Below are 14603 nucleotides of genomic sequence, written 5' to 3' on the forward strand. Positions count from 1 at the left end.
TAATTATGGTCTGACTTGGCTCAGTCAGCGGACTGTGCTCTGGTTGCTGGATTGAGCTCTTTAAACGGGATTTTTACCGTTCATTGCGCTCAAGTTGCTGGATTGAGCTCTTTAAACGGGATTTTTACCGTTCATTGCGCTCAAGTTGCTGGATTGAGCTCATTTAGCGGGAAATGTACCGTCCATTTAGCTCAAGTTGCTGGATTGAGCTCTATAAGCGGGATTTTTACCGTTCATTTGGCTCAGGTTGCTGGATTGAACTCATTTAGCGGGAATTATACCGTTCATTTGGCTCAGGTTGCTGGATTGAGCTCATTTTGCGGGATTTATACCGCTCATTGCGTTCAGATTGCTGGATTGAGCTCATTTTGCGGGATTTATACCGTTCATTTGGCTCAGATTGCTGGATTGAGCTCATTTAGCGGGAAATGTACCGTTCATTTGGCTCAGGTTGCTGGATTGAGCTCATTTTGCGGGATTTATACCGCTCATTGAGTTCAGATTGCTGGATTGAGCTCATTTAGCGGGAAATGTACCGTTCATTTGGCTCAGGTTGCTGGATTGAGCTCATTTTGCGGGATTTATACCGCTCATTTAGCTCAAGTTGCTGGATTGAGCTCATTTTGCGGGATTTATACCGCTCATTGAGTTCAGATTGCTGGATTGAGCTCATTTTGCGGGATTTTTACCGTTCATTTGGCTCAGGTTGCTGGATTGAGCTCATTTTGCGGGACTTATACCGTTCATTGCGCTCAAGTTGCTGGATTGAGCTCTTTTTGCGGGATTTTTACCGTTCATTTTGCTCTGGTTACTGGATTGAGCTCAATGAAGAGCATTTTTATCTCTCTTTGTACTCAGCTTGCCACTTCGCTGCAATCGAGGCATTTACGCCGCGCGCCGCCGTCCACCGCGGCGGGCCCGGCGGCGCTTGCCCCCGGCGGTGCTGCGCCGCCGGGCAGAACCTTTACGCCGCTTGCGAGCAACGCGGCGCAAAACCAACGGGCGCCCGCTTCGCCGGCGCGCCCGGGCTTTGTCGCGCCGCTTGCGGGCGACGCGGCTCGGCAGGCCCTTGCTTCGCGGCGGCAAAGCCGGCGACGCTGCGGGTAAGTCAGGCTGGACAGCGGGTGGTTCCACCACCACCACTCTGTCAGCCTCGCGCACCGCGGGTGCGCTGCAATAGCGGAGGTTCCACATCTCCGCAAGACCCTGCAGGCGGCTCCGATAAGCCGCCGGACCATAGACGGCGTCGACGCGCTCCCGCGCTTGACTGCCTATAGTTAACGCCATTCCTGGCTGCGCCAGCATGACGTTGACTCTTTCTGCCAGCGCGGAAATGTCCGATGCTGGCACGAGATTTTCGCCGCAGCCCGCTGCGTGCAGAATTTCTCGTAAACCCCCAGAGTCGTAAGCGACCACGGGTTTTCCAAAAGCCATTCCTTCCAGAGCAGTCATGCCGAAGCCTTCGCGGATCAGACTAGGAACCACTAGCACATCCATGGCGCAATAAGCGGATGGAAGGCATTCAGCATAACCAACAAATTTAAACCGGGTGTACAGTCCCTCAAGCTTCACCTTGCGGACACAACGCTCATAGTAGCTTTTATCACCAGCAGACCCAATGACAACAAATTTCGAGCTTGGATGAACCGCGTGCACAAGCACAGCCATTTTCACAAAATGTTCTAGCCCTTTTTCCTTGTTGATAAAAGAAGAAATATAACCGACCAGCTGTTCATGCGGTTTAACCCGCAATTCCCGCCGCCGTTCGCTCCGAAGCTTGCTCCAAGCCTCAATCATCATCTCTTTATCATTCCAAGAGGGAGGCAGCTGGATCACTTTTTCCGCTCTCACGTCCTCTGGAAAGCAAGCTGCAGCTGTTTGTGAAATAGCTAATATCTCATCACTATTCCGATGAATCAGCCCTACACTAATAGGTGTATATTCATTGTCTGTTATCGTCTCTGATATTTTCCATATCACCGGAATGCCCAGTGACTTTGCAGCCATTGCTGGCAGAGCATGCACACAGGTACTTGTAATAACAAACGCCGGGCGCAGGGAATTCAGCCAGTCTGTTAACTCGTGATACTCCCTGCTTTCCTGGAATTTCTGAGCATCTGCCTCCAACCCTGCATAAGGAGTGTACATTCCATATAAAAGAGGAATCGAAAGCAACTGTACACTTATTCCACAGCTTCGAGCCTGAGAAGTCAGCTTGCCGTCCTGAGGCGCAACGAGGATACAATTAAAGTACGGAGAAAGCTCCTGAGCGAAAAACAACAATAGCTTCTCCGCTCCCGTAATACTGCGTGTATTGGATACATGTGAAAAGAGGACGATTGTAGCTTTGTCAGCCATGGCGTTTCGGCGCTCCCTAACGAGGGGCCTGGAGCAGCCATTCACCTCCTTAAAAAATTTACAAACTTTGCGCTAAATTCTATCCTTCGCAGTAAAACTCTCTTTGAAAATGGTCGCTCCTGTGACTCGCAACATCGCTTCCGCTTAGCTCTAGAATCTCGTCAGTCAATTCACTTCGCTCCCGAGCTTCGCCCCTTCGCTTCCACTCTGCTCTCGAATCTAGCCAGTCGCTTCCGCTCCGCTATACAAGCCCGCTCCAGACGTTGCTTCTTTTCATCAGGCCACAGGCATAAGCTGAGGTTCGGTTCTACAGTATATCGAGGAAAAACAGATGCCGGCACGACACCTGTCCCCTGGTAAGCGCACATTTCCATTCCATTTTCGGGCATATGACCTAGCCGTAAATTACTGTTAACAGCTGGTGTATACGTTTAGTGTAGGTGTGATCCTTAAGCGTCCGTTCAAAAGCGCGCAGTGCTATCGCACGGCGTTCTTCCTCATGAGTCAGGTAATAACGGATTTTATCCATCATTTCTTGAGGGCTTGCAAAAGTCTCAATTTCTTCACCAGGTTTGTAAAAGGATCCCATATCATCTCTGGCATCCACTAATTGCAGCGTACCCGTTGCCGCGATTTCAAAAGTACGCGGATTAGGAGATACCGCCGGAATCGAAAGCGTATTGTTGTTCACTACTTCATCAATGTGCGAGCGGTGGAGGTTGATGACGATTTTGGATCCGCTGTAAGCTACCGCGGTTTCTTGTGGTGACATCCATTTGCCAATCTCAATTCGATCTCCATAGAGTGCCGCCTCAGGCAGACGGTCCCACCAGATGCCATTAATCACCGTGTTATAGTTCATCAAATCCGGAAGAATCTCACGGAAGAAATTAACCCGGTTCCAATAGGCAGAGCCAATAAAACTAACTTCGCGATTCAATGGTGAACGTGTTGTAGTTGGACGGTAATGCTCGCGGTGAGCGGCAAAAGGAAGATAATGAACTTCAGGGCAGCCAAGTCCCTTATAAAAATCAATACAATTACGCTCAAGCGTGAACACAAAATCGTAATGTGCCACAATTTTAACTGTAAAATCAGTGTAATAAGGATCATCTGTAAGCCAAATGGCTGTCTTAATCCCGCTAGCCCGAAGAACGGAGATCTGCTCAAGCGGTAAATCCATACCGTCCAGCACAAGTACCAGATCCGGTCTTTGAGCGGCGGCTAACTCCACTAAGTTTTGGCGTACATCCGTTATCGTGACTTGTGCGGTTAATTTTTGCAGCGCGTAGAGGACTGCATCGTCTAATGGAGAGTAGGGATATCCTTTACCAGAAGCCACATACATTACATGAATATTCCGTACAGGAAATACTTCTTCTGGCCGACCATCCAAAATCGCAAGCCGCCCCCGTAAATATCCCTCATCATATCCGCCCTTAAAACCACTCAGACGACCACGAAGCTTTTCTTCCTCTGGAGGTGTCAGAGGTAGCGGTGGTGCAGGCATAATAAATTCATTGTTGTTCATCATCATCCTCGCTCCTTTGTCCCGTTATAGATTTCATACACTTGAAGCAATCACATTCAGCAAATGAGGCAAACGCGCAGTGAATGTATGGTTGCGCATGGTTGTCTGTAGTCCCCGTAAAGCGTAAATTCGGCGCTCTTTTTCATGCTTCAGATAGTACTCAATCTTCTCCTGCAATTCCTTAGCAGAGCCAAAAGTATCCAAGTCATAACCAGGTCGATAATAATTGCCCAGATCCTCACGAACATCCGTAAGCTGCATAGTACCGCAGGCACTGATCTCATAAGTACGCGGATTGATAGAGCGTGATGGTAAACGGAAGCTATTCCGGTTATCCTGCCCCTCCTCCCACGGACGGTGAATATTAATGACTAGCTTTGCGCCACTGTAATAGTTCGCAGTTTCCTCAGGCGGGATAAAGCCATTGCTAATAAAAGGGGCAAGCTGGTCATAAGTCGCAAGCCGTTCCCAGAACCCCCCAGCGATCAGCACCTTCTTATCCTTTAGATAGGGGGCAAGTTCATCAAACAGCGCTGTCCGATTATGAAATGCATTGCCAATAAACACAATGTCGTACTTATACTGCGGTGCCGTACGGCGTGGATAGAACATCTTTGGATTGACGCAAAGCGGTAAATAATGAACGGATGGAACCCCAAAGGATTGATAAAACTCCACACAACCGAGCTCATGCGTAAAGACGTGATCATAATGCCGGCAAATCACTGAAGTATCCTCTGTAAAATAAGGATCATCCACAAACCAGATCGCAGTCCGAATGCCCAGCTTTCTGATTTCTGTAATCTGTTCTAAATGATTTTCCGGAAAAACATGCAGTCCATTCATAACCAGCACTGCCCCGGGCATCTCCCGAGCCGCGGTCTCCAGCATAGCTTCTGGAGTGCTTATCACAAGCTCACTTACAAGCTGCTGAAGCGCCTCAATTACCCCAGTATCGATTGCATGGAACCCTTGAGGAACATACATTAGCTTAAATGGCCGACAGGCTTCGACCTCTACAGTACTCCGACGCTGCACAGCCTCACACATGCCGAGACGATATCCTTCGTGATAACCGTCGCGATAATCTCGCGGACGCTTGTGTTTTCTCCTTTTTGCTTTCACGGCCTTCACCCTGCCCCGTTGTATTCTCAAGACAGTATAACTATATGCGGAGTCAGCACTCGCCTCATGGACATCTGTCATTACTAGAACTAAATTGGCAGATGTACCCTGTCTTTTGCCCGGCTTGCCCGAACCCCGTCAAGATTTCATCCACTCGCTGGATGCTGTTATACTATAAAGGTCTAGCTAGAGGCACTAAACTTGTCATCTCTGTCCAATCTGTCCGAAGATGATTATTTTTTGAAATTCACAAGGGGGGAACTATGAATAACACCACGTTGTATTTGCGACACGCGGAGCTGCTGCGTGATCTGGTGCCATCCTTTCAAACCTATCCTTTTCATCTGCCTGCTGTTCGAACGCTGGATCGCCTGACTTTTCAAAAACCAGTGACCTTTCTTGTTGGAGAGAACGGCACGGGCAAATCAACCTTGTTAGAGGGAATTGCTGCTGCTTGGGGCTTTAACCCTGAGGGTGGAACGCTAAACTTTTCTTTTAACACTCGTTCCTCGCATTCGAATCTTTATGAGTATTTTAGAATTGCTAGAGGGGTTAGACGGCCGAAGGACGGCTTTTTTCTACGTGCGGAGAGTTACTATAATGTGGCTTCTTATATTGATGAGTTGGATGAACAACCCGGTGGCCCACCGATCAAAGACTCCTACGGAGGCAAATCTCTGCATGAGCAGTCCCACGGAGAGTCTTTTTTAGCTACATTCGTTCACCGTTTCGGCGGCCGCGGTCTTTATATCCTCGACGAGCCTGAAGCAGCGCTTTCCCCCTTACGTCAAATGTCTCTGCTGGTGCGTATGCATGAGCTGGTCGGGCAGGATTCACAATTTATTATTGCTACCCATTCGCCGATTCTGATGTCCTATCCCGGTGCTGAAATTTTTCTCTTGGAGGGGGAGGGAATACGTTCCGTCGCCTTGGAGGAAACTGAACATTATACCGTGACCAAAGCGTTTATGAACGATCGTCAAGGGATGCTGCGTGAGTTATTTGAGGATGAACAAGCATAAACGCCTTCGACGGCTATAAGGACGGTAAGCGTTTAAGCGAGAAATATAAGGATAATTTACAATATGGAACATATAAATTCTTATATTTTAATAAAAACAGCAAGTCTCCATAATCGGAAACTTGCTGTTTGATTTGTTCCATAAGCTAACGTCTTACAAATCCCACTACCTTGTGAACAATCCACCCAAACATGACCACAACCATCATATCGAAGCACACATTAAACAAGAATAAATGCTTACCGATGTCAGCCCTTCCGTCCCCAAGAATCGGAACCAAGAAGGAGAAAATCCCTATTAGCCCTAGCAGCATCAGCAGCTCGCCGGCAATTTTGCCGCGAATATCTCTGCTGCGGAAATACTGGAACAAGGCTCCCGCAAAATACACCAGATAGAATATGGAGAGAAATCCGAGCGTGTGCGGAATATGTTTATTTTTGAATTGGCTCCATCCACTGTAAGTATAGGATAATGCACCTGCTGGTTTATTCTCGCTTTTCTCGTAGTTTCCTAGATAATACGGGCGAATCGCCATGCTGTTACTCGCAGCATATTTCATATTATCTATCAAACGGTCCGGATGCTTCAGATAGAAGAACAACACATCTTTATGAGATACACGGTCATAGAAGTCCGGAACCAGCGAAGGATCATCCTGCTTAATCGCTGTATCGGTCTGAAAATAATTCGTACCCGCCAGTACCTCCAGCCGCTCCGGTAATCCGAGATCCTGCAAGTCTCCCTTCACATCCGGCGATTCGTTTAAAATCCCAAAAAACACCGTTTGATACAGATTAATATGCTTCAGATCTTTTGGCGCTGCCACATACAAAACGATGGATACAAGAAAGATGGCAATCGAAAAACGTAAAGCCAGCTTCCTCCATTTGCCCTCTCCGTCAAGCATCATAAACCGCAAGAAAATCAGAGCAAAGGCAATCCCAATCGGTGCATTCTGGATTTTGGAGGTGACCAGAAACAGAATCGCGATAAAAAACAAAGTTAATCCTTTAGTGGTTGGCTTCTCTTGGCTAGTTAATCTTAATCCTAATGCAAATGTCAGCAGCATAAACACCATCGACACCGGTTCTCCAAACAAGGAGTTGAAATAGGCCACATACCCGATATCGTAAAATACAAATAAGATAGCTGCACCCAACAGCAGCCCTGTAACATAAGAGCCACGAGCATTATACTTCACCAGCAGCCAAGTTGCCGCCAGTAAAAGAAGCCCATAAACTGCACCCAGCAAACGAACATCAAAAAAGCTGCCATGGATGAGCCCGCCGATCAACCTCGGCACAAGCACTATAAAAATCTGTGAGGAAGGATAAAAGCCCCTAAACAAATCCTCATACGCAAAACGAGAATGGCTAAAGCTGAAAAACTGATCGGCATACGATGCAGCAGTATCGTAGTAGTTCAGACCGATGGTATTCATCATACGCAGAAAATCTCCATTATCGGCAACACCAATAAATGGCCCTACGAATAGCAAATAAATAATGATACCGCAGCCGGCAAGGCCTACGAGATACTCCGGTTTCCAGAACTTTTTCATGATTCCCCCTATCTCTGTGGTAACAGCTTCACATATTCGTCGGACAAATTCATTAGCTTCAAAATATAATCATAATCAGTCTGATATTTTGTAAAATCCGATACTGGCTTAAGCGTATCCAGCGACACAGCTTCACCATCAGCAAAATCTCTACCAGGCACATAGAGAATATCATCATTAAAAAATGAACCGGAAGGTAAATAATACCGCATCCCTAACACGTTACGATCAATGTTCAAGAGGTCATGACCAAATGCTGTATAACCTTCTTCCCTTAAAGAAACCCCCAATAGGTTAGCTATTGTAGGAAGAATATCCAACTGTCCACCTGTTCGCTCTACTACCTTCCCTTGCTCCATTCCTGGTACATGTACAATCAATGGAATATTAAAGCGGCTGATCCGGGAATCGTATGGAATCCCCAGTGCACTTTCCACTTGCTCCGGTGGAACATCCTGCGGCTGCAAGCCAAAATGATCACCATACATCACCAGCACAGTGTTATCCCACATTCCGTTTTTCTTCAAACCCTCTATTAAAGTTCCAATGGCATAATCAGTATAGTTAATAGCAGTCAAATAATCGCCAAGCATCGTGTTTTTCAACTCATCAGGCACTGAGATCTTCTTAAAAGAGTCCGGAATTTGGAAGGGATGATGGCTGGACGCCGTCACCAGTTGTGCGTAGAAAGGAGTTCCTTTCTTCTGCAATTCTGCCATTTTCTCGACACCCGTAATATAAAGCTGTTCATCGGAAGCACCAAACGCATTAAAATGATCATTAGTAAAATAATCTTTGTCATAATAACCGTTAAAGCCAAGCGCTGGATATAGCTCGTTCCGATTCCAAAAGCCTACTTGATTCACGTGAAAGGTGTACGCCTCATATCCTTTATCTCTCAGCAGACGTGGTAGGCTCGGCAGTTCTCTGTCCCCGAATCCAGTGGACATTGCCAACGTCCCGATTGGATAAATCGACGTGTTGCTCATAAATTCAGCGTCAGAAGTATTGCCCGGACCAATCTGCTGGTAGACATGGGGAAAGTAAAATCCCTCATCTGCCAACTTGTTCAACACTGGAGTCAGCTCTTGACCCTTCAGGGATTGATGCAACGGGAAGTTTTGAAAAGCTTCCATTTGAATGACAATTACATTTTTGCCCTTTTGCGAGCCGAAATACTCAGGTGCTGTGCCCGCGGCTTTACTACTATAAGGATAGGAAGCTTGCAGCTCATCAATCTTCGCGATTGTATCCTTAATATCTCCGGTTCCAATGAGATTGTTATCTTCCTTGACCTTGATTGCGGCAACGACCTCATAATTCAGGAATCCGGCACTTTCTGCCTGCACAAGTTCATTTGTAATTCCCCGCGCAGAATTGACAGAATTGGCCGAAAAAGCAAAACCTCCAAGAATAGCCACCAGAATCACCATCATATGTGCCAATCGTGTGTTCCGGGAGCTGAATCGCTCACGCTCATGCGGATAGGCTTTTCCATGCTTCCATCTGCGGATCAAGACATAGATCACCATGATCACAAGATCAGCGAAAAATAAATAATCAATAGTCTGTATCGTTGATTCTACGCTTGCCTTCACTTGAAATACCTGATTCAGTTCATATAAAGCCAGATACGTCGGAACAGAACCAAAGTGATTGAAATATACACTGGCTGCGAACAGCAGCAGCGATAATATCCCGTTAAATGTCCAATAGACGGCTGTTCTCACCCGCGAAGGAGTAATGACCGTCAGAATCCCCATGATGAAGAGGACTGGAGCAACATCTGCTGCCATCCACTCCCAAGCAATTCTATCAAAGAACAGCACTCTTAGCAGGAGCAGCTTCAACCATAGCAGCAGGACAACAATATAGAACTGAGCTCGATTCGGCCCGTGCTTTTTCACGTTTTAATCCCCTCTTACCTTTTCATTTGTTCTGATTATGAAATCTATTCATCTTTTCTGTAAAATATCAGATTGTTCTAGTATAACAATACTTACTTTTTTTATCAAAAATGTGCACCGTTCGCTTCCACTACAAATAGGGAAACCCCACGCCTTTTCGGCTGTGGAAGCTCCCTATTTAAGCCTATTATGTTATGCCCTTCAATCTAAGACTGGCTTGCTGGCGAATCCTCTTTCACCTTCCAGATCGTTAAATCACTATCATAATATACAGTGATCTCAGGACTGCCAAGCTTATGAAAGGTGAGATTCCCGGGCTCCTGATCTCTTTTAAGCAAGCTATATTCGCCCACATCAGCAACGCTAAATATCTTAGTCAGCAGAGGTGCTGCCTTCTCACGTAGGCGATCCCCATCAATTAGAGACAGCTCACGGTCTAATACCGTTAGTTGTTTGGGATCTGTTTTATCACTAGCACGAGGATTTGTATCACTAATCTGCTCAATCCTTCTAGTAACAGTATCGAGCGTAACCGAAACCTTTGATCCGTATTGCAGCGTAAGTCTATCCTGATCCATGTCCATAGCCCGAAATACTAAACTAAGCTCTTCATCACCTCCGTTACCTCTCAACATCTTCAATGCCTCTTCCCCAGCTTGACGCATCTCTTCTGATACCGCCGAGGCCTCAAGCGTGGCTGATGCGTAATCGAATTCACCATTTACAAATCCGATACGCCATTTCTCCGCCCTAAAGTTATTTTCAATTTTCACGCCAGAAGAATTTTGTGTAGCATCATATTCAACATATCTGAGCACATCATAAGCTGAATCATTCGCATAACCCAGTTTGCCCTTGATCTCTTCCGCACGGGTTTTCATTTCAGCGTCGATCTCCGCAGCTGTCAGAATCGTACTCATCTTCGTTTGCACCAGTTCTCCTGTCACATAATTGATCCAGATATATGCGGAGTCCTCATCTTTCTGGTAAGAGTAAAATATCTGCTGTTGCTCCTTAAGCCATTCCCGGTGATCTAGCGGATAAGTCTTTCCAAGTAAACTCTGCATCACCTGATCTGCGTTCCGCTGTAGCTCAGCCTCCGTGAAATGCGACGAAACCTCAGTTTGCGCAGGGTTGCTTGATTCATTACCAAGGAACCTTCCGTTCAGAAAGAATATGCCTAAGCCCAACAGTACAATAAAACTTGCCACAGCCCACATTTGCACAGATAGTCTTTTTCCTGAAAAAGATTTCGTTCCCTGTTGATCTTCTTGAATACGGCGAATGACGTTGTCTGCATGCCTCATAGTAAACTTTTCATTTCCAAAAGGTCCTTTTCGGGCCTGAGCATACCATTCCGGTTGATGATCCTCCATCATTCTACCCCCTTTAATTTGTTCTGAATTTTTTGCCGCGCTCGGTGCAATCTTGATTTTACCGTTCCGTGACTCAAGTTCATCAGTTCAGCTATTTCTTTTATAGAGAGCTCATATTTCAAATCCAGGACCAATACTTCGCGCAGCTTGGGAGACAATGCCATAATTAAATCCCATATCTCACCAATGGACTGATTACCCAAATACTCCATCTCCGCAGATCGGGCTATACCAAGAGGTTCAATAGTTTTTTCCCGCTGCTCCACATCAACCGTGGACAATGGCTGTACACCACCCCATAAGCCCGAACGAAAAAAGCGCGATTTCCGGTGCGAAAAAACAGTATTCCTGGCAATCGCAAGCAACCATGCTTTAAATGAAGAATTCCCCCGGTACGTGCCAATCCGGTAATAACATTTAATGAATACTTCTTGGGCCAGATCATCGGCCTGTTCAGAATTTTTGGTAAGATAATAGATATAATTCCATATATCCTCTCCGTAACGGCTCATGATTTCTCTTAGTTGCTGTTCATTCATCGTCTCGCTATGCTGAAGACCTTCCAGTTCCAATTAGCTTCACCTCACTTAATACGACCTCATAAAAGGCACTTTAGTTCCCTTATGTTCATATTTTCTCATAAAAAAACAGGGGGTCCAGTGATCCCCTGCAAATAAAGATATCCGAATCGCCCTCTCTCCTCAAACGATCGAGGTATGCGTAAGTAATCTTTTAATAGAACGGTTAGCTTCATTTAGTACAATTTCTTTATCCACAGTCTTTAGCAAACCTCTTTCCATCACGATCTCCCCGTCGATTATCGTTGTCTCCACATCTGCCCGCGTAGCGGAATATACAATTCTAGAGATGGGATCTACGTCGTAAGAGGGGAAGGTATGAAAATTGTAGAGATTCAGGAGCACTAGATCTGCTTTTTTGCCTACCTCGATACTCCCGATCTTATCCTCCATCCCTACGGCCTTCGCCCCACCAATAGTAGCCATACGGAATACACTGCGGGCATCCATGGTTGTGGGTCCGTGATGAGGCTTTTGAATAATCGCCGCCAATCGCATCTCATTAAACATATCCAGATTGTTATTGCATGGAGCGCCATCCGCTCCCAGACTAAGAGAAACATGCTCATGAAGCATCCCTGGTGTGTCCGCAATTCCGGAGGCCAATTTCAGATTGGAACCCGGGCAATGACTTACATGCACCCCTCGATCCCGCAAAATCCGCCGCTCCTCAGCATCCAGCCACACGCAATGCGCCAGTATAAGCCTTTCATTGGCTAATCCTAGATGATCCAGATAGACGATGTTACGCATGCCAGTCATGGCCTGCACAATCTCAATTTCCCCTAAATTCTCAGACGCATGAGTATGCACCTTCACATCGTATCTTGCGGACAGATCTCGCACCTCGGTTAATAAAAGCTCTGTACAGGAAATCACAAAACGTGGAGAAAATGCATACTGAATCCGGCCGTTTCCATAACCATTCCATTTTTCCAGTAGATCGACACTTTCCTGCAAAGAAGATGCGGTATCCTCCTGCAGCGCCTCAGGCACATCTCCCCCTTTTTGATCCATCATCACCTTGCCGGACAAGGCCCGGATTCCACTTTTAGCTATAGCCTGAAACGCAAAATCCGTATGATGGACAGTCTCCATATCCACAATCGTCGTCGTGCCGCTGGTGATCAGTTCGCCGATGCCAAGCATAGCCGAATAATATAAGGATTCTTCATCATGCGCGGCCTCTAATGGCCAGATTCGTTTGCGCAGCCAATCCATCAGCTCCAGATCGTCCCCTTTACCACGGAATAACGTCTGGCATAGATGAATATGAGTTTGGATAAAACCCGGAATTAATGTACGGTTCGTAGCATCAATGATCTTCTCGTCACCCTGCGGGATCAGGCCAGTGCCGATTTCAACGATGAGATCATCCTTAATCCGGACATCCCCGTGTAAAATTTCCTCTTGCTTGTTCATCGTAATGATTTCGGCATTTTTGATCAAAATATTTCCCATAGCCCTTCTCCCCCTCATTGAGTTAATTCCAGCACAACTTCACGCCTGTAACACAAAAAGGCCACAAAAATATGCCTGAGCATATTTTCGTAGCCAGAAATTTACGGTTCCCGGTAGAGACCCTTAAACCAATTATTAAGGATATACGAAAAAAAGACTATTCATTTGTAATTTGAATAGTCCAATAATAATCTAAAGACAGGTTACATGTCAATATACATGACACACAATATCGATTATGTATTTTAAATAGTGTTTTATAAAAGGAAATCAGCGTTTTGCGTTACATAAAATAACATTAATTCGTTTTATGATCACGAATTCTTACGTTAAAATATTTTCGATTATGCTACGCTGTGCATCGTGTCAGACTTACTGTCAGGAAAACATGGAAAATAAGCTATCCGAGAGCTATTTCATGGCTTAAGAGACAGTCGTTTCGGACGATTAGGTCGGCCATTTCGAATGATTAGATCAGCCATTTCGGACAATCTCTGCTTACTCTAACGCCTTGTGGTAAACCGCTGTGCATATAGCGCGGTATGGTGGACAGGTTAGAGCCCGAAAGTGTACGTCTAGCTCTATTCATCTTTTGAACCTATGCCTTCCCTACTGCTACTCAACTGCTTCTGCACTCCTACATTCTCCTTGCGCCCACTCCACTGCAACGTCTAATGCTTCTGCTACTACTACTGCCCCTACACTACTCCTACTTCTGCACCGCTACTTTCTCCTTACGCCTACTCCACTGCTACTTCTACTGATACTGCTTCTGCTTCTGCTTCTGCTCCTACACTACTCTTATTTCTGCACTTCTACGTTCCCCTTGCGCCTATTCCACTGCTACTTCTACTGCTTCTGCTACTACTGTCCCTACACTACTTCTACTTCTGCACTTCTATGTTCCCCTTGCGACTATTACACTGCTACGTCTTCTGCTTCTGCTTCTGCTTCTACACTACTCCTACTTCTGTACTTCTACTTTCTCCTTGCGCCTATCCACTGCTACATCTACTTCTACTACTACACTACTCCTTCTTCTTCACCGATAATTTCCCCATGCGCCTACTCCACTGCTACATCTACTTCTGCTTCTACTGCTCTCGCTACGTCCACACCACTGGTGAGTCATAATCCTCCATACTTTCGGACCCAGATGGCACTATTTGCACATTTTTCGCCTTTTGAGCAAGATTTCGGACTCCAGTGACGCTATTCCCTCGAAACAGGTCCATATGCGGTGTGTTTTGTACCAATAGCTGCGGTGGAGTCCGATAGCATCCCAAATGTGGGGAAATGCCACGTTTAAGGTCATCTGGGTCCGTTACTGTCGAGTCATACTCAGCCACTGATGCTTAAGGACCCAGATGACGCTATTTGCACATTTTTCGCCTTTTGAGCATGGTTTCGGACTCCAGTGACGTTATTCCCTCGAAACAGGTCCATATGCGGTGTGTTTTGTACCAATAGCTGCGCTGGAGTCCTATAGCCTCCCAAATGTGGGGAAATGCCACGTTTAAGTTCATCTGGGTCCGTTACTGTCGAGTCACAATCAGTCACTGATGCTTTCGGACCCAGATGACGCTATTTGCACATTTATCGCCTTTTGAGCAAGATTTCGGACTCCAGTGGCGCTATTCCCTCGTTACAGGCCCATATGCAGTGTGTTTTATACCAATAGCTG

General features: G+C 46.1%; 11 protein-coding genes and 1 riboswitch. Of the genes, 2 read left to right on the forward strand and 9 right to left on the reverse strand.

What is annotated here, in order from left to right:
• Positions 1–102 precede the first annotated feature (102 nt).
• Entirely contained in the window at positions 103–495 is a 393-nt protein-coding gene (locus NSQ50_RS25660) for a hypothetical protein (protein WP_340949799.1), read from the forward strand.
• A gap of 390 nt (positions 496–885) precedes the next feature.
• Here the strand turns inward: NSQ50_RS25660 and NSQ50_RS25665 are convergent, their stop codons facing one another.
• From NSQ50_RS25665 to NSQ50_RS25680, 4 genes are all read right to left on the reverse strand, one after another.
• Positions 886–2358, reverse strand: a complete 1473-nt coding sequence (locus tag NSQ50_RS25665; RefSeq protein ID WP_076223491.1) for a glycosyltransferase — start codon at positions 2356–2358, stop codon at positions 886–888.
• Between the two features lie 170 nt (positions 2359–2528).
• Positions 2529–2699, reverse strand: a complete 171-nt coding sequence (locus tag NSQ50_RS25670; protein ID WP_155288192.1) for a hypothetical protein — start codon at positions 2697–2699, stop codon at positions 2529–2531.
• Between the two features lie 53 nt (positions 2700–2752).
• Positions 2753–3868: a CgeB family protein gene (locus NSQ50_RS25675; RefSeq protein ID WP_036679773.1), complete on the reverse strand. Its 1116-nt coding sequence runs from the start codon at positions 3866–3868 to the stop codon at positions 2753–2755.
• A 54-nt stretch (positions 3869–3922) separates the two neighbouring features.
• A complete protein-coding gene (locus tag NSQ50_RS25680) occupies positions 3923–5023 on the reverse strand; it encodes a CgeB family protein (RefSeq protein ID WP_076134231.1) in 1101 nt (366 codons plus the stop codon).
• Between the two features lie 254 nt (positions 5024–5277).
• Here NSQ50_RS25680 and NSQ50_RS25685 point away from each other — a divergent pair, with 254 nt between their 5' ends.
• The gene (locus NSQ50_RS25685; protein WP_038573143.1) at positions 5278–6036 is read left to right on the forward strand and encodes an AAA family ATPase; all 759 of its coding nucleotides are present in this window, start codon (positions 5278–5280) and stop codon (positions 6034–6036) included.
• Between the two features lie 145 nt (positions 6037–6181).
• Here the strand turns inward: NSQ50_RS25685 and wsfD are convergent, their stop codons facing one another.
• The 5 genes from wsfD to NSQ50_RS25710 form a co-directional block, all read right to left on the reverse strand.
• Positions 6182–7597: a glycan biosynthesis hexose transferase WsfD gene (wsfD, locus tag NSQ50_RS25690; RefSeq protein WP_036679712.1), complete on the reverse strand. Its 1416-nt coding sequence runs from the start codon at positions 7595–7597 to the stop codon at positions 6182–6184.
• Between the two features lie 8 nt (positions 7598–7605).
• On the reverse strand, positions 7606–9504 hold the full coding sequence (locus NSQ50_RS25695; protein WP_036679714.1) for an LTA synthase family protein: 1899 nt from the start codon (positions 9502–9504) through the stop codon (positions 7606–7608).
• 206 nt (positions 9505–9710) lie between these two features.
• Positions 9711–10883 (reverse strand): hypothetical protein, encoded by a 1173-nt coding sequence (locus NSQ50_RS25700; RefSeq protein WP_143767978.1) that lies wholly within the window; start codon positions 10881–10883, stop codon positions 9711–9713.
• A complete protein-coding gene (locus NSQ50_RS25705) occupies positions 10880–11452 on the reverse strand; it encodes an RNA polymerase sigma factor (protein WP_036679717.1) in 573 nt (190 codons plus the stop codon). Before NSQ50_RS25705 ends, NSQ50_RS25700 begins: the two co-directional genes overlap by 4 nt.
• Positions 11453–11581: 129 nt before the next feature.
• Positions 11582–12919 carry a 5'-deoxyadenosine deaminase gene (locus tag NSQ50_RS25710; protein WP_076223493.1) on the reverse strand — a complete coding sequence of 446 codons (1338 nt, stop codon included), beginning with the start codon at positions 12917–12919 and terminating at the stop codon, positions 11582–11584.
• A gap of 70 nt (positions 12920–12989) precedes the next feature.
• A riboswitch (purine riboswitch) is annotated at positions 12990–13088 on the reverse strand.
• Positions 13089–14603 lie beyond the last annotated feature (1515 nt).

The sequence above is a fragment of the Paenibacillus sp. FSL R10-2788 genome, from assembly GCF_038003885.1.
Taxonomy (GTDB): domain Bacteria; phylum Bacillota; class Bacilli; order Paenibacillales; family Paenibacillaceae; genus Paenibacillus_AQ; species Paenibacillus_AQ odorifer.